The organism is Chelativorans sp. M5D2P16 (assembly GCF_034427935.1).
Lineage (GTDB): Bacteria > Pseudomonadota > Alphaproteobacteria > Rhizobiales > Rhizobiaceae > Chelativorans.
This window is the reverse complement of the sequence record NZ_JAXQNM010000008.1, coordinates 79,221-98,827: the sequence shown is the minus strand read 5'-3', so window position 1 is coordinate 98,827 and position 19,607 is coordinate 79,221. Positions and strand designations below refer to the sequence as shown.

The 19,607-nt window shown below is 64.2% G+C and carries 21 protein-coding genes; 15 read left to right on the top strand and 6 right to left on the bottom strand.

Annotated elements, in window-relative coordinates; translation table 11 throughout:
* Positions 1 to 89 precede the first annotated feature (89 nt).
* A complete protein-coding gene (locus tag SIN08_RS03435) occupies positions 90 to 1,289 on the top strand; it encodes a pyridoxal phosphate-dependent aminotransferase (RefSeq protein ID WP_322450120.1) in 1,200 nt (399 codons plus the stop codon).
* A gap of 15 nt (positions 1,290 to 1,304) precedes the next feature.
* Here SIN08_RS03435 and SIN08_RS03430 read toward each other — a convergent pair whose 3' ends face one another.
* Complete coding sequence (locus SIN08_RS03430; RefSeq protein WP_322450119.1) at positions 1,305 to 1,631, bottom strand: hypothetical protein; 327 nt, start codon at positions 1,629 to 1,631, stop codon at positions 1,305 to 1,307.
* Positions 1,632 to 1,825: 194 nt separating this feature from the next.
* On the opposite strand from SIN08_RS03430, the gene otsB reads away from it, so the two are divergent.
* From otsB to otsA, 3 genes are read left to right on the top strand one after another with little or no spacing between them, the layout of a single operon-like run.
* Positions 1,826 to 2,608, top strand: a complete 783-nt coding sequence (gene otsB, locus SIN08_RS03425; RefSeq protein ID WP_322450117.1) for a trehalose-phosphatase — start codon at positions 1,826 to 1,828, stop codon at positions 2,606 to 2,608.
* 10 nt (positions 2,609 to 2,618) lie between these two features.
* Positions 2,619 to 4,400: a glycoside hydrolase family 15 protein gene (locus tag SIN08_RS03420; RefSeq protein ID WP_322450116.1), complete on the top strand. Its 1,782-nt coding sequence runs from the start codon at positions 2,619 to 2,621 to the stop codon at positions 4,398 to 4,400.
* Positions 4,397 to 5,782: an alpha,alpha-trehalose-phosphate synthase (UDP-forming) gene (gene otsA / locus SIN08_RS03415; protein ID WP_322450115.1), complete on the top strand. Its 1,386-nt coding sequence runs from the start codon at positions 4,397 to 4,399 to the stop codon at positions 5,780 to 5,782. The genes SIN08_RS03420 and otsA overlap by 4 nt, the downstream gene beginning before the upstream one ends.
* A 41-nt stretch (positions 5,783 to 5,823) precedes the next feature.
* On the opposite strand, the gene SIN08_RS03410 is transcribed toward otsA, so the two are convergent.
* Positions 5,824 to 6,009 (bottom strand): DUF3008 family protein, encoded by a 186-nt coding sequence (locus SIN08_RS03410; RefSeq protein ID WP_322450114.1) that lies wholly within the window; start codon positions 6,007 to 6,009, stop codon positions 5,824 to 5,826.
* Between the two features lie 125 nt (positions 6,010 to 6,134).
* Between SIN08_RS03410 and SIN08_RS03405 the strand changes: the two genes are divergently transcribed.
* Complete coding sequence (locus SIN08_RS03405; RefSeq protein ID WP_322450113.1) at positions 6,135 to 6,986, top strand: SDR family oxidoreductase; 852 nt, start codon at positions 6,135 to 6,137, stop codon at positions 6,984 to 6,986.
* A gap of 83 nt (positions 6,987 to 7,069) precedes the next feature.
* On the opposite strand, the gene SIN08_RS03400 is transcribed toward SIN08_RS03405, so the two are convergent.
* Positions 7,070 to 9,172, bottom strand: a complete 2,103-nt coding sequence (locus SIN08_RS03400) for a molybdopterin oxidoreductase family protein (protein ID WP_322450112.1) — start codon at positions 9,170 to 9,172, stop codon at positions 7,070 to 7,072.
* A gap of 120 nt (positions 9,173 to 9,292) precedes the next feature.
* Here SIN08_RS03400 and SIN08_RS03395 point away from each other — a divergent pair, with 120 nt between their 5' ends.
* Genes SIN08_RS03395 through SIN08_RS03385 form a run of 3 tightly spaced genes read left to right on the top strand, consistent with a single transcriptional unit; the run spans position 9,293 to position 11,326 of the window.
* Positions 9,293 to 10,156: a 23S rRNA (adenine(2030)-N(6))-methyltransferase RlmJ gene (locus SIN08_RS03395; RefSeq protein WP_322450111.1), complete on the top strand. Its 864-nt coding sequence runs from the start codon at positions 9,293 to 9,295 to the stop codon at positions 10,154 to 10,156.
* A 58-nt stretch (positions 10,157 to 10,214) separates the two neighbouring features.
* The gene (locus SIN08_RS03390) at positions 10,215 to 10,652 is read left to right on the top strand and encodes a hypothetical protein (protein ID WP_322450110.1); all 438 of its coding nucleotides are present in this window, start codon (positions 10,215 to 10,217) and stop codon (positions 10,650 to 10,652) included.
* Positions 10,634 to 11,326, top strand: coding sequence for a ribonuclease T2 family protein (locus SIN08_RS03385; RefSeq protein WP_322450109.1), 693 nt, complete (start codon positions 10,634 to 10,636; stop codon positions 11,324 to 11,326). The genes SIN08_RS03390 and SIN08_RS03385 overlap by 19 nt, the downstream gene beginning before the upstream one ends.
* 62 nt (positions 11,327 to 11,388) lie before the next feature.
* On the opposite strand, the gene SIN08_RS03380 is transcribed toward SIN08_RS03385, so the two are convergent.
* Entirely contained in the window at positions 11,389 to 12,033 is a 645-nt protein-coding gene (locus tag SIN08_RS03380; RefSeq protein WP_322450108.1) for an outer membrane protein, read from the bottom strand.
* 352 nt (positions 12,034 to 12,385) lie between these two features.
* Here SIN08_RS03380 and SIN08_RS03375 point away from each other — a divergent pair, with 352 nt between their 5' ends.
* The 5 genes from SIN08_RS03375 to SIN08_RS03355 all read left to right on the top strand — a co-directional run bounded on the left by SIN08_RS03375 (position 12,386) and on the right by SIN08_RS03355 (position 16,520).
* Complete coding sequence (locus SIN08_RS03375; RefSeq protein WP_322450107.1) at positions 12,386 to 13,150, top strand: SDR family oxidoreductase; 765 nt, start codon at positions 12,386 to 12,388, stop codon at positions 13,148 to 13,150.
* Positions 13,147 to 15,114: an excinuclease ABC subunit UvrC gene (gene uvrC, locus SIN08_RS03370; protein ID WP_322450106.1), complete on the top strand. Its 1,968-nt coding sequence runs from the start codon at positions 13,147 to 13,149 to the stop codon at positions 15,112 to 15,114. The genes SIN08_RS03375 and uvrC overlap by 4 nt, the downstream gene beginning before the upstream one ends.
* Positions 15,115 to 15,188: 74 nt before the next feature.
* A complete protein-coding gene (gene pgsA / locus SIN08_RS03365) occupies positions 15,189 to 15,797 on the top strand; it encodes a CDP-diacylglycerol--glycerol-3-phosphate 3-phosphatidyltransferase (RefSeq protein ID WP_322450105.1) in 609 nt (202 codons plus the stop codon).
* Positions 15,798 to 15,802: 5 nt separating this feature from the next.
* Positions 15,803 to 16,054 carry a molybdopterin converting factor subunit 1 gene (gene moaD, locus SIN08_RS03360; RefSeq protein WP_322450104.1) on the top strand — a complete coding sequence of 84 codons (252 nt, stop codon included), beginning with the start codon at positions 15,803 to 15,805 and terminating at the stop codon, positions 16,052 to 16,054.
* A 1-nt stretch (position 16,055) separates the two neighbouring features.
* Complete coding sequence (locus SIN08_RS03355; RefSeq protein ID WP_322450103.1) at positions 16,056 to 16,520, top strand: molybdenum cofactor biosynthesis protein MoaE; 465 nt, start codon at positions 16,056 to 16,058, stop codon at positions 16,518 to 16,520.
* A gap of 143 nt (positions 16,521 to 16,663) precedes the next feature.
* Here SIN08_RS03355 and ndk read toward each other — a convergent pair whose 3' ends face one another.
* Together ndk and SIN08_RS03345 are read right to left on the bottom strand one after the other, a co-directional pair.
* The gene (ndk, locus tag SIN08_RS03350; protein ID WP_322450101.1) at positions 16,664 to 17,086 is read right to left on the bottom strand and encodes a nucleoside-diphosphate kinase; all 423 of its coding nucleotides are present in this window, start codon (positions 17,084 to 17,086) and stop codon (positions 16,664 to 16,666) included.
* Between the two features lie 77 nt (positions 17,087 to 17,163).
* Positions 17,164 to 17,856 (bottom strand): glutathione S-transferase family protein, encoded by a 693-nt coding sequence (locus SIN08_RS03345; RefSeq protein ID WP_322450100.1) that lies wholly within the window; start codon positions 17,854 to 17,856, stop codon positions 17,164 to 17,166.
* A 135-nt stretch (positions 17,857 to 17,991) separates the two neighbouring features.
* On the opposite strand from SIN08_RS03345, the gene SIN08_RS03340 reads away from it, so the two are divergent.
* Both SIN08_RS03340 and SIN08_RS03335 read left to right on the top strand, forming a co-directional pair.
* Positions 17,992 to 18,504, top strand: coding sequence for a DinB family protein (locus SIN08_RS03340; RefSeq protein WP_322450098.1), 513 nt, complete (start codon positions 17,992 to 17,994; stop codon positions 18,502 to 18,504).
* Positions 18,505 to 18,751: 247 nt separating this feature from the next.
* Complete coding sequence (locus SIN08_RS03335; RefSeq protein ID WP_322450097.1) at positions 18,752 to 19,558, top strand: hypothetical protein; 807 nt, start codon at positions 18,752 to 18,754, stop codon at positions 19,556 to 19,558.
* The last annotated feature ends 49 nt before the right edge of the window (positions 19,559 to 19,607 follow it).

Here is a 19,607-nt window from a genome sequence, read left to right as displayed (position 1 = left end):
CGCTGATTGCCTGTCCTTCGTCTCTTGCTATCGCGTTCCACCGGTGATCGGTTATAGGCAGGAAAAGACCGTTTCAAGGACACGACCACATGCCCACTCCATCCAGCCGCATCAAGGGAATCACGCCTTCCGGCAAGAACGGATGGGAGGTCCACATCGCCGCCATGACCCGAAGACAGGCGGGCGAGGATATCCTGATGCTTTCCGTCGGCGATCACGATTTCGATACCCCCGCCGAAACGGTGGCCGCCTGCGTCGAGGCGGTGCGGTCCGGACACCATCACTATATCCAGCTTCCAGGACTGCCGCGCCTGCGCAGCGCCCTGGCTGAGCTCTCACAGGCCTGCACCGGCGTGGAGACCACGTCGGATGAGATCATCGTTACCCAGGGCGGCCAGGGCGCCCTCTTCGCCGCATGCCAAGCCCTGCTCGACCCGGGCGACCATGCCGTCGTGCTTGCGCCCTATTACGCCACCTATCCCGGCACGGTGCGTGCCGCCGGCGCCGCCTGCACGGAGGTGGCGACGCGCCCGCAAGACGGTTTCGAGCCGCGCATGGATGCCATCGCCGCCGCCCTTCGCCCGGAAACAAAGCTGCTTTTGGTCAATTCGCCGAACAACCCGACCGGCGCCGTCTATTCGCGCGCCACGATGGAGGCGATCGCCGAATTGTGTCGCGAACGCGACCTGTGGCTCCTTTCGGACGAGGTCTACTGGACAATCCGTGCCGGCCGGCCGCACGTCTCGCCACGCTCTCTGCCCGGCATGAAGGAGCGCACGCTGGTGGTCAATTCCCTGTCGAAGAGCCACGGCATGACAGGCTGGCGCGTCGGCTGGCTGACGGCGACCCCCGAACTCGTCAGCCACCTCACCGGTCTCAACCTGGTCTCCAGCTACGGAATGGTGGACTTCATCTCTCGCGCCGCGATCGAAGCGGTGGAGAACGCCCGCGGCGTTGACGGGATCGCCGCCCTCTACGCTGCACGGCGCACGGCCTTTCTCGAAGCGATCCGCGGGCTCGACGGCGTGGCCGTACGCGGCTCCGAGGGCGGCATGTACGTCATGCTCGACATCTCCGAAACCGATCCAGACAGCGAAGCCTTCGCCTGGGCCCTTCTGGAACGGGAACAGGTGGCCGTCATGCCCGGCACCAGCTTCGGCGCCGCGGCGGAAGGGCATGTGCGCATTTCCATGTGCCAGGATGAATCCGTGCTGCGCGAGGCTGCGGGCCGGATGCGCCGTTTCATTGCCGGCGGCGGGCGCGGCACGAGGCGACGCGCGGCCGAATAGGCGGGCCCGCCGCTGCTAGCGCCGCTGCCACCACCTGTCGTCGTGCCAGTCGGTGTCGGGCACGCAGGTGTAGCCGATCAGACACATTGAGGCATCGTTCGTCCCGACATGGGCGCGGCGCGTCACGTATCCCGGAAAGCAGAATTGCTGGCCGGCGACGTAGCGATCATAGGTATGGCGTCCCGTCGTCAGGACGACCGCGCCGTTCTCCTGCACCAGGCTTTGTGCCTGCTGGCAGCTCATGCTGCGGATATCGGGGCGTCCCTGCGCCTCAGCCGGTGCTGCAGCCGCCAGCACGGCGACAAGAAGACAGGCCGCGACACCATGTCTGAATTCTTTCATGTGCAATTTCCCTTGCCCGACTTATTCCACCCTTGCGGGAACCGTGAAAGCGGCTTATGTCGCCGCTCGAACCCGGCCGTTCGCCAGAACACCGATACGTTGGTCCACGGCCTCCTTCACAACCGCCGGGCGGTAGCATAGCATAATCGCAGCCGCTCCCAAGGCTTCAGTGATTCCGCACCTTTCGCGTCAATATGGCTGACAGACCAGAACCCTTGCAGTCGTTCGACCATTCGGGCCTCACTCCCGGAAGCACAGCGATTTTCCTGGATTTCGACGGGACGCTGGCCGACATTGTCGAGCATCCCGACGCCGTTTCGGTTCCCCTGCCCACGCGCGAGGTGCTTGCGCGCCTGGAAAGAAGCACGCAGGGCGCGCTGGCCATCGTCACCGGCCGCCCGATCCAGGAAATCGACCGCTTTCTGGCACCGCTCAGCCTGCCGGTCGCTGGCGTGCACGGGCTGGAGCGCCGGGGGGCGGGCGGACAGATGAGCGCCAAAAGCGTCGATGCCGCCACTTTCACCACGCTTGGCGACAAGCTCGGGGCCTTCACCGCGGCCCATCCGGGCACCATGGTCGAAACCAAGTCGGGCTCGCTGGCGCTGCACTACCGGCAGCGGCCGGATCTCGGCCTGGCATGCGCAGCGGCCGTGCACGAGGCGGTCGACGGCCTCCAGGGACTGCACATCCTGCATGGCAAGATGGTGATCGAGGTCAAGAGCGGACAGGCCACCAAGGCCGATGCCGTGGCGGCATTCATGGACGAGGCTCCCTTCAAGGGGCGCGTGCCGCTGTTTGCCGGCGACGACGTCACAGACGAGGATGCTTTCCGCGAGGTGGCGCGCGCCAGCGGCATCTCCATCAAGATCGGCGCCGGCGACACCGCCGCCGTGTATCGCAGCGAGGACACGGATGCCTTCCGTATGTGGCTCAGCCGCCTCGCCGACAGTTTTGAGACCCATTCATTGTCAGCATAGGTATATTCCCGTGAGCACACTCAACCTCGGCGCGATCGGCAATTGCAGCTTCTCGGCGCTCATCGATCCCAAGGGCCGCATGATCTGGTGCTGCCTGCCACGCTTTGACGGCGACCCTGTTTTCAACGCATTGCTGGCCGGCGATGAGGATCCCGACGAGGGGCATTTCTCCATCGTTCTGGAGGATCTGGCCGAGACCGAACAGCACTACGAGCCGAATACGGCGGTCCTGGTCACGCGCCTGCACGGTGCTTCCGGCTCGCTAGAGATCGTCGACACCGCGCCGCGTTTCTTCTGGCGCGACCGCATTTTCCGGCCGCAGACGCTGGTTCGCCGCGTGCGGCCGATCGCCGGAACGCCGCGCATCTCCATCCGCATGCGCCCGACCTTCGCCTATGGGACCGTGCGTCCGCAGAAGACGCGCGGCTCCAATCATGTACGCTATGTCGGGCCGGACCTGACATTGCGGCTGTCGACCGATGCGCCGATCGACTACGTGCTCGACGAGACCTTCTTCAATCTGTCCTCCCCCGTCGATATCATCGTCGGTCCCGACGAGACGCTGGACGGGAGCGTGGCCAACATCGCGCGCGATTTCGAGGAGCGTACCGCCAGCTACTGGCACAACTGGGTAAGCAGCCTGGCGCTCCCCTTCGAATGGCAGGAAGCGGTGATCCGTGCCGCCATCACGCTGAAACTGTGTACCTACGAGCCGACCGGCGCCATCATCGCCGCGATGACCACGAGTATCCCCGAGGCGCCCGACAGCGGCCGCAACTGGGATTACCGATTCTGCTGGGTGCGCGATGCCTTCTTCGTCGTTCGCGCGCTCAACAGCCTCGGCACGGTCCAGACGATGGAGAACTATTTCCGTTACCTCATGGACCTGGTGGCCGATACCGACGGCGGGCATTTGCAGCCCGTGTTCGGGATCGGTCGGGAACGACAGCTCACCGAGACCATACTCGACAATTTCGCCGGCTACCGCGGCATGGGCCCCGTGCGCTACGGCAATCAGGCCTTCGAACACTACCAGCACGACGTCTACGGCAACGTCATCCTGGGCGCGGCGCAGATCTTCTTCGACCGCCGTATCCAGATGAAGCCGACCGTCACCGACTTCCGGCTGTTGGAAACCGCCGGCGAGCAAGCCTACGCGGTCTACAACACGCCCGACGCCGGCATGTGGGAACTCCGTTCACGCTCGCGCGTTCATACTTCTTCGAGCCTGATGTGCTGGGCGGCCTGTGACAGGCTCGCGCATATCGCCTCGCGACTTGGCGAGGCAGCGCGTGCGACCCAGTGGAGAGAGCGGGCCGACGAGATCAAGGCGTGCATTCTCGCCGAGGCCTGGTCGGAGAAGCGGAAAGCCTTCGTGGAGAGCTTCGGCGGCGATACATTGGATGCGAGCGTGCTCCTGATGACTGAGGTCGGCTTCATCGATCCGCGCGATCCACGCTTCGTCAGCACGGTCGACCAGCTCGAGAAGGCGCTCGCGACGGGCCCCTACATGCTGCGCTACGAGGCGGCGGACGACTTCGGAAAGCCGGAGGTCTCCTTCAACATCTGCGCCTTCTGGCGTCTCGACGCGCTCGCCCGCATCGGCCGTCATGACGAGGCGCGCGAGATATTCGAAGCGCTCTTGAAGACCCGCAATCCGCTTGGCATGCTGTCGGAGGACACGCATCCTGTGACCGGAGAGATGTGGGGCAATTACCCGCAGACCTACTCGATGGTCGGTATTATCAACGGCGCCAGGCGCCTGTCCAAACCATGGGAGACCGTCGTGTGAAGCGTCTCGTTGTCGTCTCAAACCGGGTAGCCGACCTCAGGTCCGCCCAGGCGGGCGGTCTGGCGGTGGGGCTCGCGGACTCGCTGCGCCAACGCGGCGGAGTGTGGATGGGGTGGGACGGCCAGACGCTGAAATACGAGGAAGAACCCGAACCCCGCCTGCGCAAGGTAGGTACCGTCACCCAGGCGACGATCCCGCTCACCGAGCAGGACTACTCCGAATATTATCTGGGCTTTTCAAACAGCGTTCTATGGCCGCTGTTTCATTACCGGCTTGACCTGGTGGAATACAAAACCACCTTTCTCGACGGCTACCGACGGGTCAACGCGAAGTTCGCCAATGCTCTAATGTCGGTGCTCAAACCCGACGACGTCATCTGGATCCACGATTACCACCTGCTGCCGCTCGCCTCGGAACTTCGCCAGCGCGGCTGCAAGCAGCGCATCGGCTTCTTCCTGCACATCCCCTTCCCGCCCCCGGAAATCCTCGCCGCCGTCCCGCGCCATCGCTGGCTGGTGGAAAGCCTGCTCGAGTTCGATGTTATCGGCTTCCAGACCAACACGGATCTCGGCAATCTTCAGCACTATGTGGAAGATCACCTGGGATGCAGGCTCGAGCCCGACGGCAAGATCGCCATCGGCGAGCGCGAGGTGATCGCCGGCTGTTTCCCCATCGGCATCGACGTCGATTCCTTCGTGGAGATGGCCGAGAAGCCCAGTGACGAGGTGCAGATCGAAACCCAGCGGCGCGAGATCCTCGGCCGCCAGCAGATCATCGGCGTCGACCGGCTGGACTACACCAAGGGCCTGCCGGACCGTCTGCGCGCCTTCGCGCGCCTGCTCGAGCTCTATCCCGAGATGCGCAAATCCGTCGCGCTGATGCAGATCGCCACGCCCACCCGCGAGGAGGTGGAGGCTTATGTGGAGATCCGCAAGGAGCTGGAAGCGCTTTCCGGCGCGATCAACGGCCGCTTTGCCGATTTCAACTGGACACCGGTGCGCTACATCCACGGCACCGTGCCGCGCGATGCGCTGGCCGCCCTCTTCCGTGCCAGCCAGGTGGGGTTCGTCACGCCGCTGCGCGACGGCATGAACCTCGTCGCCAAGGAATACGTCGCCGCCCAGTCAATGGAAAATCCCGGTGTCCTGGTGCTTTCCAAGTTTGCTGGTGCCGCCGAGGAGATGCACGAGGCGCTGATCGTCAATCCCTATGACGTCGACGACATGGCGCGCAATCTCTGCCGGGCGCTTACGATGCCGCTCGAGGAAAGACAGGAGCGCCAGCGCGCCCTCATGCAGCGTATCCGCGAGCATGACGCGGCCTATTGGCTCAACTCCTTCATGGCTGCTTTGGAGAACGGCGAGACCAATCGAGCCGCCTGAGGGACGACGTTTCCGGACCTTCAAGGGAATGGCCAGCGGGCTCAGTCGTCCTTCTTGCGCGGCAGGTCCTTGCGCTTGGTCTCGGCCAGATCTTCCAGTTCGTCCTTGCTCATCGACTTTTCCATATCGCGCGAGGCGCCCTTGAGCTTGGATTTCGGCATTTCACCGCGCTTGGCCGCAAGTGCCGCGCCGGCCGCCTTTTGCTGCTGCTTGGATTTCGCGGGCATTTCCGCCTCCTTGTATTCTACCTGCTGCATAAATCCGACCGATGCATCGAAAGTTCCCATTGCCGCCGGAACACCATGTGCCCGCACCGTGTTTGTTGCACGACAACAGCATACGAGGCACCACCATGACCGCAGACAAGCTCCCGGAACAGCATCAGGAACATCAGCCCGGCAAGGAGCACGCCATGCATCCGAGCCCGGACTACGCCCCGCGCTATCGCGGCTCCGACCGACTGAAGAACAAGGTGGCGGTGATCACGGGCGGCGATTCCGGTATCGGCCGCGCTACGGCGGTCCTGTTTGCCCGGGAAGGCGCCAAGGTCGCCTTTCTGTACAAGGACGAGCAGCAGGATGCCGCGGAAACCGAGAAGCTCGTCGAGGCGGAAGGTGGCGAGGTCTTCTCCGGGGCCGGCGATATCGGCGACCGAAAGACAGCCGAAGCCTTCATCGAGACCGTCATCGAACGCTTCGGCAGGATCGACGTGCTCGTCAACAATGCTGCCGAGCAGCACTATCAGGAAGAGCTGACGGACATCTCCGACGAGCAGCTTCACCGCACCTACCAGACCAACATCTTCGGCATGTTCAACATCACCCGCGCCGCCCTTCCGCACATGAAAGGCGGCGCCTCGATCATCTGCACCACTTCAGTCACTGCTTATAAGGGTCAGGAAGTGCTGATGGACTATGCCTCGACCAAGGGCGCCATTCTCGCCTTCGTGCGCGCGCTTTCGGGCAACCTCGCGCCCAAGGGCATCCGCGTCAACGGAGTCGCGCCGGGCCCCATCTGGACGCCTCTGATCCCGGCCTCCTTCCCGGCCGAATCCGTAGCCAATTTCGGCCAGAACGTGCCCCTTGGCCGCCCCGGCCAGCCGAACGAGGTGGCCCCGTCCATGCTCTTTCTGGCCTGCGAGGACTCTTCCTACATGACCGGGCAGATCCTGCATCCGAACGGCGGAACGCTGGTCGGCGGTTAGCCGGACGCCTATGGCGGGATGCGACCAGCATTCCGCCGCCTAGCTGATCAAGGGGTTTCGGTTCCCGCTGCTCGACAAACGCGCTAAAGACGCCTCGCCCATACCTTCGTGTCATGGAAGGCCGCTCCGCCGTGCGGCGCGATCGCATCGGCGCCGGTCAGCACATTGATCCCCTCGCCGCGCTCGTGAGCGTCGTTCGGCCAGATTCCCTCCGCGATCACGACCCCGCGGCGCACGCCGTCAAAGAGTTTGGCGTGCAGGACCACCTCTCCACGGTCGTTGCCGATCTCCACGCGGTCGCCTTCGGCAATGCCGAGCTCTTCCGCATCGTCCGGATGCAGCATCAGCTCCGGCCGGCGCTCGCGTTTGCGGGAGCCCGGTGTCTCGGTGAAGCTTGAATTCAGGAAGCTGCGCGCCGGGGACGTTGCCAGGCGGAAAGGATGCTCCGAATCCGTCGCCTCGATAAAATCGACGTGATCGGGGAATTCCGGCAGGCGCTCGTGCGGCCCCTGGATGCCGATCGACGCCGGCGGCCGCGTGGATCCGGGGGTGTCGATCCAGTCGGGCCGGAAGCGGAACTTGCCGCCGGGATGGGCGAAGCCCTTCAGAAAGTGCGCCGTCTCGAAATCGGGCTGCACATCGGCCCAGCGGTCCTGGCGGAAACTCTCGAAAGTCCCGAGGCCGCGCCGGCCGATCATCCAGTCGAGGTGCTCGCGCGCCGACCACCCGAAACCCGGCAGGTGCGCCACGCCGAGGCGCTTCGCCAGTTCCTCGATGACAAAGATGTTCTCCCGCGCCTCGCCCGGTGCATCGACGAGCTTCGGCCCGAGCAAGATGTGCTGATGGCCGCCGCCGCGATAGATATCGTCATGCTCCAGGAACATGGTGGCCGGCAGGACGACATCGGCGAGCTTTGCCGTCTCGGTCATGAACTGCTCGTGTACGCAAACGAAGAGATCGTCGCGCTGGAAGCCTTTCTTCACCAGCCGCTGCTCCGGCGCCACATTGGCCGGATTGGTGTTCTGGATCAACATGGCAGTCACGGGCGGGCCGCCGTGAAGCGCGGCAGCATCACCGGTCAGGACGCGGCCGATTTGCGACTGATCGAGCGAACGGACGGATGGGTCAGCGAAGGCCTTGCCCTCGACCAGCGTCTTGTCGAGGCCGAAAATGGCGGAATTGGAATGGAAGGCGCCACCGCCCTCGTACTTCCACGCGCCGGTGACGGCAGCGATGGAAAGGGCCGCATGCATGTTGACCGCGCCGTTGCGGTTGCGCGTGAAGCCGTAGCCGAGGCGGAAATAAGTGCGCTTCGTCGCACCCACCAGGCGGGCGAAGCGCTCGATCTCGGCCGCCGGTACGCCGGTGACGGTTTCGGCCCATTCGGGCGTGCGGCCCTGGAGATGGGCCGCAAGTCCCTTCGGGTCGTCGGTGTATTTCTCCAGGTAGTCCCAGTCCGCATAACCTTCGCGGAAAAGCACATGCATCACCGCACAGGCGAGCGCACCGTCCGTGCCGGGGCGGACAACAAGGCCGAGATCGGCCTGTTTCATCGTCGCGTTGTCGTAGACGTCGACGACGACGATCTTCGCTCCGCGCTCCTTGCGTGCGCGGACAGCATGGGTCATCACATTGACCTGGGTGGCGACCGCGTTGGTTCCCCAGATGATGACGCAATCGGCCTTGGCCATCTCGCGCGGGTCCGGCCCGCGCAACGCGCCCGTGCCCATCACATAACCCGCCCAGGCCGGATTGGTGCAGATCGTGTCGAACTGGTAGGAATAGCGCTTGGCGTGGCGCAGCCGATGGATCGAATCGCGCTGTACGAGCCCCATGGTGCCGGCGTACAGATACGGCCAAACGGTCTCGCTGCCGTGCTTTTCCTCCGCCTTGACGAATGCCTCGGCCACACGGTCGAGGGCTGCTTCCCAGCTCGCCTCGCGCCATGCGCCCTCTCCCTTGGCGCCGGCGCGGACCAGCGGCTTGAGCAGCCGGTCGGGATGGTGGATACGCTCGGCATAGCGCGCCACCTTGGCGCAGATGACGCCGGCGGTGTAGCTGTTATCCTTGGCGCCGTGGACGCGGCCGATCCGGCCATCGGAGATCTCGACGTCGAGAGCGCAGGTGGAGGGGCAGTCGTGCGGGCAGGCCGAGTGCCCGATCTGAATATTTGCGTGCGTGTTCATGGCGGGAGGCTAGTCTCTCAAAATCAGGTTTTTAAAGCCTTCAGGTAAAATATCGATGCACTATCCATTAATAAAGCTACGCATGTCGAGCATGTCATCCGAAGCTTCGGGACGCAACCCATGAACTACCGTCACGCCTTCCACGCCGGGAATTTTGCCGACGTCGTCAAGCACACGGTGCTTGTGCGCATCATCGACTATCTCAAGCGCAAGGAGAAGGCTTTCCGCATAATCGACACGCATGCGGGCACCGGGCTTTACGACCTGTCCTCCGAAGAGGCACAGCGCACCGGCGAGTGGCGCGACGGCATCGCGCGCCTGGTGACAACGAAGATCGAGGGTGAAGCGGCGAGTCTTTTCAGACCGTTGCTCGATTCTGTTCTTGCGGTGAATCAGGGTTATGAAGTGACGCGCTACCCCGGCTCGCCCCTGCTGGTGCGTCACCTGTTGCGCCGGCAGGACCGGCTGACGGCAATCGAACTGCATCCGCAGGATGTGGCCGCCCTGAAGATGCTTTTCGCCGGCGACCATCAGGTGCGGGTGATCGAACTCGACGGCTGGCTGGCGCTCGGCGCACATGTGCCGCCGAAAGAAAAGCGCGGCGTGGTGCTGGTCGACCCGCCGTTCGAGAAGGCGGGCGAGTTCGAGCGTCTGGTCGACGGGCTCAAAAGAGCCTATCGGCGCTGGCCGGGCGGGATCTATGCGCTCTGGTATCCCATCAAGGACAGGGCGGCGGTGGTGGCGTTCCGGCAAGCGCTGAAGGAAAGTTGCGTGCCGGACATTCTCGACATCAGCCTCGAAATCAGGCCGCCATCGCCGGAGCCGCGCCTCGACGGATCCGGCATGATCGTCGTCAATCCACCCTACGTTCTGGGCCGCGAACTCGAAATTCTGCTGCCGGTCCTTGCGCGAACGCTGGGGGACCGCGGCGCCAGCCGCTTCTCGCTCACACAGTTGACAGGGGAAGCGCCGGTGTCGCCTTGACCAAAGGACGTAGGTGGCGGAAACTGCCCGCCAATTTCAAGCATTCCGGAGATTCGCAATGGCGCGTATATCGGGCTTCGCAGTGGCACTTGCAACCTCGCTCGCCACCGTGGCGCCGCAACTTCCCGCGCAGGCGGCCGACACGGTCGCCGTCTATGCCCAGGAAGATTCCATCTGCGGACACGGAAGCGTGCAGTCAGCCGTCAGGAACGGTTTCCACTATCAGGTCAGGCATGTGCCGCACCTGCCTGATGTCGGAATTGTCGACCTCTACAACGCCCGGCTGACGCGCTACGAACCGGCGACGTTCAACAACCCGATCGAGCGGCGCTACTGCGCGGCAACGGTGCGGCTGACCGACGGCCAGGACCGGCCGGTCTGGTACCTGATCGAGTACGGTCAGGGACTTGCCGGCCTGGGGGACAATGTGGAGTTCTGCGTGCTCGGCTTCGACCGCTGGAACGTCTACAACGCCGAATGCAGCGTCCTGCGCTAGCCCGAAGGCTCCTGCGCGGGGCAGCCGCGGCTCTCCTCTCGGCGGGGTTGCTGCAAACGACACTCCCTGCCTTCTCCGGCGAAAGGGGGCCCGAGGCAGGTCGTTTTGAATTCTATGTCCTGTCCCTTTCCTGGTCACCCAGCTACTGCGCGGTGGAAGGGATCGATGCGAACCGGCGTCAGTGCGAGGGCCCTCGACCCTACGCCTTCATCGTTCACGGGCTGTGGCCGCAATATGAGCACGGCTATCCCGAATTCTGCCCCGGTCCGGGACCGGACCGAGTGCCCGACCGGCTGGTCGATGCCTATCTCGATATCATGCCGTCACCTGGGCTGATCGGCCATCAGTGGCGCAAGCACGGTTCCTGTTCCGGCCTTTCCCAGGCCGATTATCTCGCGCTTGCCCGCGCGGCGCGGGAGCGGATCGTCGTGCCCGAGGAATTTTCGCGGCTGGATGAGCCGCAAATGATCTCGCCGCGGATTCTGGAAGAGCGCTTCATCGCTGCCAACGAGGGGCTTTCCCTGGATGGCATCGCGGTTACCTGCGGCCGCCGTTATCTGCGCGAGGTGCGGATCTGCCTGACGAGGGATTTGCAGTTCCGCGCCTGCCCGCAGGTCGACCGCAACGCCTGCCGGCTGGACAGGACGCTGATGCCGCCCATTCGGGGCGAATAGCGTTTACGCAAAAGAAAAGCCGGGCACGAGGCCCGGCTTTAAGAAGGTTGGGGCAAGCAGGCCTAGAACTGCATACCGAAACCAAGCATGACCCTGTTGCTGGTCGTATCGACGTCACCGCCGTTGAAGTCCGCGTTGAGATCGGTATAGCGGTACTCGACGCGCGCGAAGGACTGCTGGGTCAGCTTCATGTCCACGCCAGCGCCGGCCGTCCAGCCGAGTGCGGTTTCCGACTCCGAGACCCCGGGGGCCGAAAGCTCAAGCCGGCTCGCCGCGCCACCGCCGGTTGCGTAGAGCAGCATGTTGTCGGTAGCGGCATAGCCGAGACGGGCGCGCAGCGACCCTTCGAGACCATGCTCCACATCGATCCCTAGCTCATCGCCTTCCATGCCGTTGTAGCCGATGTCGCCCTCGACACCGTACACGAACTGGTCGGACTGACCTTGCCAGCCGGCGAAGACGTCGCCGACGAAGCCGTCAGTCTCGATGTCGACCGGCAGGCCGTCCGCGGACACCTCGCCCGAGAAGCCGTAACCGAGCGAAACACCGGCATAGGGACCGGCCCAGCTGGCGACCGGAGCTACCTCCATCGGGGCGGCCGGCGGTGCCGGCGGCTGCATGACCGCATCGGCGGCCTTGGCGGGGATCGCTGCAGCTGCGAAGATAGCTGCAGCCGCGCCGAGCATCAAAGTCTTGTTGGCATTCATGTGTGAACTCCTTGTCACATCAGCAATTCTAGAGAGGCGCTCTGCCGAAACCGGCAAAAAAACACCCGTGGCGCCCCAACCGCTGGCCTTCAACTATTGTAGAGGCTGCGCGGTTCCGCCATGCCCACGGAGAGAATGGGCAAAAATGGCCGCATCATGGCTACAGGTTGAAATCGGACGGAGTTCGCTTCCACGAGAAGCATAACTGTTGCCGAAACGACACAAATTTAATCGCCTTCTCCGGCAATCGAGGGCCCTTGGACACGCCCTTCGCACGTCAGGAGGCCCCTCCGGGCACTCTATGAATATGGTGGCGAAGCCATATATTAAAGCAACGAGAAGTGGGTGAAGAATGCGGCAAGCGGGCAAGAACGCCCTGATCACGGGTGGGGCGAAAAGGATCGGCGCGGCCATTGCGCGCGATCTCGCGGCACACGGCTTCGCGGTGGCGATCCATTGCGGCGCCTCGCGCGGGGAGGCGGGCGAGTTGGCGAAGACGATCGAGGCCGGCGGCGGTCGGGCGCATGTGCTGCAGGCCGACCTCACCGATACGGGCGCGACTGAGAAACTCCTGGACGAGGCGGCCGGCGCGCTCGGTCCGATCGGGCTTCTGGTCAACAACGCCTCCGTCTTCGAGGAGGATTCGGTGACGGACTTCAGCGAAGCGGTCTGGGACCGGCATTTCGCCATTCATCTGAAGGCGCCGGCGACCCTCGCCCGCGCCTTCGCCAAGGCGCTGCCGGAGGCGGAGACCGGCCTGATCGTCAATATGATCGACCAGCGGGTCTGGCGACCGACGCCGCGCTTCTTCAGCTACACCCTTTCGAAGTCGGCCCTGTGGACGGCGACCCGCACCATGGCGCAGGCGCTCGCCCCGCGCATCCGCGTCAACGCCATCGGGCCCGGCCCGACACTCCCCAACGCCCGCCAGGGCGAGGCGGATTTCAAGCGGCAGACCAAAGCGCTGATCCTGCAGCACGGCCCGGAATTGCCGGAATTCGGCGCCACGATACGCTACCTCTGGGACATGCCTTCCATTACGGGGCAGATGATCGCGCTCGATGGCGGGCAGCATCTCGCCTGGCAGACGCCGGACATCGCCGGAGTGGCCGAATGAGCGCATCGAAGCTTTCCCCGGAAGCGGACCTTCTGCCCGGAGCGGCGGTCGAATGGGACAGCGCCGGCAAGGAAAGCGCGGCCGTCGGCGCGGAAGTAATCCAGGCGGTCGTCAAGCGCCTGCCCAATGCGCCGGGCGTCTACCGCATGATGAATACGGCAGGCGACGTTCTCTATGTCGGCAAGGCGCGCAGCCTGAAGAAACGCGTCGCCAACTACGCCCAGGGGCGCGGCCATTCCAACCGCATAGCGCGCATGATCCGCGGTACGGCGTCGATGGAGTTCGTCGTCACGCGTACGGAGACCGAGGCGCTGCTGCTCGAAGCCAATCTCATCAAGCGCCTGCGCCCGCGCTTCAACGTGCTCCTGCGCGACGACAAGTCGTTTCCCTATATCTTCATGACCGGCGACCACCCGGCCCCCGGCATCTTCAAGCACCGTGGCGCGCGCTCCAGAAAAGGCGACTATTTCGGCCCCTTCGCCTCGGCCGGCGCGGTGGGGCGGACGATCAACTCGCTGCAGCGGGCCTTTCTCATCCGCACCTGCACGGATTCGGTCTTCGAAAGCCGTACGCGGCCTTGCCTGCTCTATCAGATCAAGCGTTGCTCGGGGCCGTGCACCGGCGAGATCAGCGCCGAGGACTATGCCGAGCTGGTTACCGAGGCCAAGGACTTCCTCTCCGGCCGCTCCAGCAAGGTGAAGGCGGAGATCGCCCAGGCCATGCAGCAAGCCTCCGAGGCGCTCGATTTCGAGCGCGCGGCGGTCTATCGCGACCGGCTGTCGGCGCTGAGTCACGTGCAGGCCCACCAGGGCATCAACCCGCAGGGGATCGAGGAAGCCGACGTCTTCGCCATCCATCAGGAAGGCGGGCAGAGCTGCATCCAGGTCTTCTTCTTCCGCACCGGGCAGAACTGGGGCAACCGCGCCTATTTCCCCAAGGCCGACCCGGCGCTCGGCCCCGGCGAAGTGCTGGGCTCCTTCCTCGCCCAGTTCTATGACGACAAGCCCTGCCCGCGCGCGGTGCTTCTGTCGCACGAGGTGGAAGATCAGGCACTCCTGGCGGAGGCTCTCACCGCACGGGCAGGCCGCAAGGTCACCGTTTCCGCCCCACAGCGCGGGGAGAAGAAGGATCTGGCCGATCATGCGCTGCAGAACGCGCGCGAGGCGCTGGGGCGCAGGCTTGCCGAGACCTCCTCCCAGGCCAGGCTGCTCGAAGCCTTTGCCGAGACCTTCGGGCTCGAGGCCGCCCCCCGGCGCATCGAGGTCTACGACAATTCGCACATCATGGGCACCAACGCGGTGGGCGCCATGATCGTGGCAGGCCTGGAAGGATTCGCCAAGAACCACTACCGCAAGTTCAACATCCGCTCGACGGAGATTTCCCCTGGCGACGATTTCGGCATGATGCGCGAGGTGATGGAGCGAAGGTTCTCCCGGCTCATCAAGGAGAAAGGCCTGCCCGACGGCGGCCTCGAGGGCCGAGAAGGAGAGGAAAGCGACGCCTTCCCTGCATGGCCCGACGTCATCCTGATCGACGGCGGCCAGGGACAGCTTGCAGCCGTGCGGCAGATCCTCGACGACCTCGGCATCGCCGAGGCGGTCACGGCCATCGGCATCGCCAAGGGACCGGATCGGGATGCCGGGCGCGAGCGCTTCTTCATGGCGGGCCGGCAGTCCTTCTCGCTTCCCGTGCGCGATCCGGTGCTTTATTTCGTGCAGCGGCTGCGCGACGAGGCGCACCGCTTTGCCATCGGCTCGCACCGGGCGCGGCGCAAGAAGGAGATGGTCAGGAACCCGCTCGACGAGGTTCCCGGCATCGGGCCGGGCCGCAAACGCGCGCTTCTGCACTATTTCGGCACCGCAAAGGCGGTGAGCCGGGCGGGCGTCGAGGACCTGATGGAGGTCTCCGGCATCTCCGAATCCACCGCCCGGCAGATCTATGACCACTTCCACGAGGGCGGATAGACCTTTACCGGCCCGCAAAGCGCCCATATGTCAGCGGGTAACCGCGCGCACAGGCGACTGATTGAAAGGCTACCATGAGCCAGCGATCCATGCAGCAGCAACACGCTTTCAACCTGCCCAATCTGCTCACCTATGCGCGCATAATGGCGGTGCCGCTGATCGTGCTGTGCTTCTTTCTGGAAGGCAGGCTGCAGTCGAGCGACTTCGCGCGCTGGTCGGCGCTGGGCATTTTCCTGGCCGCCAGCATCACCGACTATTTCGACGGCTATCTCGCCCGCACCTGGCAGCAGACGTCGAACATCGGCAAGATGCTGGATCCGATCGCCGACAAACTCCTGGTGGCGACCTGTCTCCTGCTTCTGGCCGCCGATACGGACCGTACCATTGCCGGCTGGACCCTGTGGGCGGCGATCATCATCCTGTGCCGCGAGATCCTCGTCTCGGGCCTGCGCGAATATCTGGCGGCGCTGAAGGTGAGTGTGCCCGTCACTCAGCTCGCCAAGTGGAAGACGACGATCCAGATGCTGGCGATCGGCTTCCTGCTCGCCGGTCCGGCGGGCGACAAGATCGTCCCCTATGTCACCGAAGCGGGAATCGCGCTTTTGTGGTTCTCGGCCCTGGTGACGCTTTACACCGGCTACGACTATTTTCGTGCCGGGCTGAAACACATCGTGGAGGAGTAAGGCCCGTGAAACTCGTCTATTTCGCATGGGTGCGCGAGCGGATCGGCCGGGAGGAAGAGGAAATCCGCCTTCCCGGCAACGTCGTCACCGTGGCCGATCTGCTCACGTGGCTCAAGGCGCGTGGCGACGGCTATGCAGCCGCGCTGGCGCATCCGGAAGTCATCCGCGTCGCCATCGACCAGGAGCATGTCGACCATGGAGCGAAACTGCCCGCCGACGGCGAGGTGGCACTGTTTCCGCCGATGACGGGAGGCTGAAATGGCCTGCCAGCCGATCGTGCGCGTCCAGCCCGGGGATTTCGACGTCGCCGCCGAGATCGAACGGCTGACGGCGGGGCGGCACGACGTCGGCGCCGTTGTTACCTTTTCCGGGCGCTGTCGCGACGAAGGGGGACGGTTGGCCGCCCTGGAGCTCGAACACTATCCCGGCATGGCGGAGGCGGAGATCGCCCGCATCGCGCGGCGGGCGGCAGAGGATTGGCCGCTCACCGGCCTTTCCGTCATCCATCGCTTCGGCAGGATCATGCCGGGCGACAACATCGTTCTCGTCGTGGCTGCCTCGTCGCACCGCAAGGCCGCGCTCGAGGCCGCGGACTTTCTCATGGACTATCTGAAGTCGCGCGCTCCCTTCTGGAAGAAGGAGCATCCCGCCGACGGCGACGAAGGCCGATGGGTGGAGGCAAAGGCGGCGGATGAAGAGGCGCTGGGGCGCTGGGGGAAGTGACGCGGCCGCCTTCCCGTCATCCCGCCTGAACGGGATGACGTCGCTGTAGCGTCAGCTTGTAGAAAAAACACCCCGCAGGCTCATTGCCCACGGGGTGTTCTCAATTCGATCAAGCGGTTACAGCCGAATGTTGAAAGGTCGATTCAGCCGACGACCTCGACATCCGAGAACCAGTAGCCGATCTCGTCGGCCGCCGTCTCCGGCGCATCCGAGCCGTGGACGGAGTTCTCGCCGATCGACTTGGCGTAGAGCTTGCGGATGGTGCCCTCGGCGGCATCGGCCGGATTGGTGGCGCCCATGATCTCGCGGTTCTTGGCGATCGCGTTTTCCCCTTCGAGAACCTGGACGACGGTTGGGCCGGAGGACATGAACGCGCACAGCTCGTCGAAGAAGGGACGCTCCTTGTGGACGGCGTAGAAGCCCTCGGCCTGACGACGGCTCATCCACACGCGCTTGGAGGCAACCACCCGCAAGCCCGCATCCTCGAACATCTTGGTGATGGCGCCGGTGAGATTGCGTGCCGTCGCGTCCGGCTTGATCATGGAGAAGGTGCGTTCGATCGCCATTTCGGATCCTTGCATTTGGTGGAAGGGTTTCGAGATGGCGGGTCTATAGCGGTCGGAAGGCCGCGTGTGAAGAGGACTCAGGCGGCGGCCGGCACGCGACGGGCAAGCCCGTCATGAAGATCGAGACAGCGGCCGAACCAATCCGCCACCGGATCATCGGGCGCAAGGAAGGGAAACGGCGAGGCCACCCGGGCCCATTGCAGGGCGCCGGCGACGATGTAGTCGGCGAAAAGCGGGCCCTCACCGCCGATGAAGGGCTGATGCCGAAAGAGGGTGCGCAGCGGCGCGAGCGTGGCGCGGAAATCCTCCAGCCTCGTTTCACGGTCCGCCGGCACGTCCTCCAGCGGCTTGCCGAAGCGGGCTTCGCGGCTTTCACGGAAATAGACTTGGTCTTCCGGCCCCAACAGGCCATGGATGTCCACCAGTGCCGCCTCGCCAATGAAGGTGTGCAGGGTCAGTTGTGACCAGCGCTCGACGAAGCGCGCCATGGCCTTGCCGCCCTCCCCGCCGAAAAGCGTCGGCCGGTCGGGATAAGCCTCTTCCAGATAGAGCGCGATGGCGAAGGAACCGCGGATCAGCCGGTCGCCGTCCCGAATGAGCGGCACGGTTTTTGTAACGCCGTTCTCGATGTCGGCGATCTCGGTAAAGCGGGTCGGCCTGCCCTCGAAGGAAAGCCCCTTATGGGCCAGCGCCAGGGCAATTTTCCAGCAATGGGGACTGAACGGGCGGCGCTCATCGCTGCCAACCAGTTCATAAAGAAGTATGCCCATGCGCGATCTCCCTGCACCGTCACTGCCTACCGCCTCGATGTGAAGAATTCCAATTGTTTCTTTGCGATGCAAATATGCAAAATCTTGATCGGTGATACAGATGGCAACGCGCACGTGACGACAGCGGGGGATATCATGAAGCGGCATTTCGAAATGATGGCCGCCTACAACCGGTGGGCCAACGGCATTCTGTATGATGCGGCTGCCGGGCTCGAACCGGAGGAATACACACGCGACGTGGGCGCTTTCTTCCGCTCGATGATGGGCACGCTCAACCATATTCTGGTCGCCGACCGCATCTGGATGCAACGCTTCACCGGCGAGGGGAATGCGCCGGCCAGCCTCGACGCGATCGTCCATTCCGCGCTGCCTGCGCTGCGGCTTGCCCGCGAGGCCGAGGACGCGCGCATCATCGAATGGATCGCCGGGCTCGATGAAAAAGGCCTGCAGGGACGCTTCACCTACGTGACAGTGGTAAACCCCCGCACGGTCTCGCAACGGCTTGCGCCGGCGCTGACGCATCTCTTCAACCACCAGACGCATCACCGAGGACAGGCGCATATGATCCTCTCCGTGCTCGGCGCCGAGCCGCCTGCTCTCGACCTCATTTACTTCCACCGCACGCCGGCGGGCCGTGAATTCGCATAGACGGCAAGTATGTACGCCGTGGATATCAACGACCTTATTGCCATCCGGTTTATTCACACTGGAATATTTTCCCGTTGTTCTCACACACGACAGCCGTGAGACCCATTTATAAGTTAACTTTTTAAGAAAATTAAAATTCTTCACATTTATCTTTTGAAACCATTTCAGCAATTTCCTGAATTACGTTCACAACCTTCCGTTTAATTTCAAATATCATTGCACCTGCCTGAACAACAGGAGTGATGTCATGTCCAATCTAAAACGTGCATTTCTTGCGACCGCGGCAAGTGCGACCCTCGCGCTGGGATTCGCAACCTCTGCATTAGCCTTCGACGTCAGCGTGGGCGGCGTGAGCGCATCCATAGGCGGGCGCTCGGGCGGCGGTCTCGGCGTGGATGCAAACGCCTCGCTGGGCGGCATCAACGCCAACAGCAGCACCACCGTTGGCGGCGGGAGCCTCGCTACGTCGAACACCAACGCCTCGGTCGGCGGCAGCAACGGCATCAATGCCAGCAACAGCACCACGGTCGGCGGCAGCGGGAGTCTTGCTACGTCGAACACGAACGCCTCGGTCGGTGGCAGCAACGGCATCAGTGCCAGCAACAGCACCACGGTCGGCGGCGGCGGCAGCCTGGCAACGTCGAACACCACCGCTTCGGTCGGTGGCAGCGGCGGCCTGAATGCCGGCGTGAACGCCAGCGTCGGCGGAGGTAGCCTTGCAAGCGTGGATGCCAATGTCGGCATCGGCGGCGGCACTGGCGGCGGCGGCACCGGCGGTGGCGGTGGTGGCGGCACCGGCGGCGGTGGCGGCGGCAGTGCCGGCGGCGGTGGTGGCACCGGCGGCGGCGGTGGCGGCACCGGCGGTGGTGGCGGCCATGCCGGCGGCGGCGGCGGTTCCCTGGGCGGCAGCGACTACGGCAGTATCATCGCCAGCATGTCCGACGCCGAACTCATCAGGAACAAGAAGCTCTGCGGCGGAATCCTCGCGAATCCGAACGGCTGGGACTACGATCTCGTCCAGCTCTGCAAGGTGCTGCGGATGGCGAGCCGCTGATCCTGCGGGCTATTCGGCAGAACGGCCCGGCCGGTCCGGGCCGTTTCTT

What these genes read in the sequence shown, in the direction of transcription:
- SIN08_RS03340 (WP_322450098.1), top strand. Translation starts at nt 17,992, where the DNA reads ATGAAGCGGCATTTCGAAATGATGGCCGCCTACAACCGGTGGGCCAAC.
- SIN08_RS03435 (WP_322450120.1), top strand. Translation starts at nt 90, where the DNA reads ATGCCCACTCCATCCAGCCGCATCAAGGGAATCACGCCTTCCGGCAAG.
- SIN08_RS03375 (WP_322450107.1), top strand. Translation starts at nt 12,386, where the DNA reads ATGCGGCAAGCGGGCAAGAACGCCCTGATCACGGGTGGGGCGAAAAGG.
- SIN08_RS03345 (WP_322450100.1), bottom strand. Translation starts at nt 17,856, where the DNA reads ATGGGCATACTTCTTTATGAACTGGTTGGCAGCGATGAGCGCCGCCCG.
- otsB (WP_322450117.1), top strand. Translation starts at nt 1,826, where the DNA reads ATGGCTGACAGACCAGAACCCTTGCAGTCGTTCGACCATTCGGGCCTC.
- SIN08_RS03390 (WP_322450110.1), top strand. Translation starts at nt 10,215, where the DNA reads ATGGCGCGTATATCGGGCTTCGCAGTGGCACTTGCAACCTCGCTCGCC.
- SIN08_RS03380 (WP_322450108.1), bottom strand. Translation starts at nt 12,033, where the DNA reads ATGAATGCCAACAAGACTTTGATGCTCGGCGCGGCTGCAGCTATCTTC.
- SIN08_RS03385 (WP_322450109.1), top strand. Translation starts at nt 10,634, where the DNA reads ATGCAGCGTCCTGCGCTAGCCCGAAGGCTCCTGCGCGGGGCAGCCGCG.
- uvrC (WP_322450106.1), top strand. Translation starts at nt 13,147, where the DNA reads ATGAGCGCATCGAAGCTTTCCCCGGAAGCGGACCTTCTGCCCGGAGCG.
- ndk (WP_322450101.1), bottom strand. Translation starts at nt 17,086, where the DNA reads ATGGCGATCGAACGCACCTTCTCCATGATCAAGCCGGACGCGACGGCA.
- SIN08_RS03400 (WP_322450112.1), bottom strand. Translation starts at nt 9,172, where the DNA reads ATGAACACGCACGCAAATATTCAGATCGGGCACTCGGCCTGCCCGCAC.
- SIN08_RS03430 (WP_322450119.1), bottom strand. Translation starts at nt 1,631, where the DNA reads ATGAAAGAATTCAGACATGGTGTCGCGGCCTGTCTTCTTGTCGCCGTG.
- SIN08_RS03410 (WP_322450114.1), bottom strand. Translation starts at nt 6,009, where the DNA reads ATGCCCGCGAAATCCAAGCAGCAGCAAAAGGCGGCCGGCGCGGCACTT.
- SIN08_RS03395 (WP_322450111.1), top strand. Translation starts at nt 9,293, where the DNA reads ATGAACTACCGTCACGCCTTCCACGCCGGGAATTTTGCCGACGTCGTC.
- SIN08_RS03335 (WP_322450097.1), top strand. Translation starts at nt 18,752, where the DNA reads ATGTCCAATCTAAAACGTGCATTTCTTGCGACCGCGGCAAGTGCGACC.
- SIN08_RS03405 (WP_322450113.1), top strand. Translation starts at nt 6,135, where the DNA reads ATGACCGCAGACAAGCTCCCGGAACAGCATCAGGAACATCAGCCCGGC.
- pgsA (WP_322450105.1), top strand. Translation starts at nt 15,189, where the DNA reads ATGAGCCAGCGATCCATGCAGCAGCAACACGCTTTCAACCTGCCCAAT.
- SIN08_RS03355 (WP_322450103.1), top strand. Translation starts at nt 16,056, where the DNA reads ATGGCCTGCCAGCCGATCGTGCGCGTCCAGCCCGGGGATTTCGACGTC.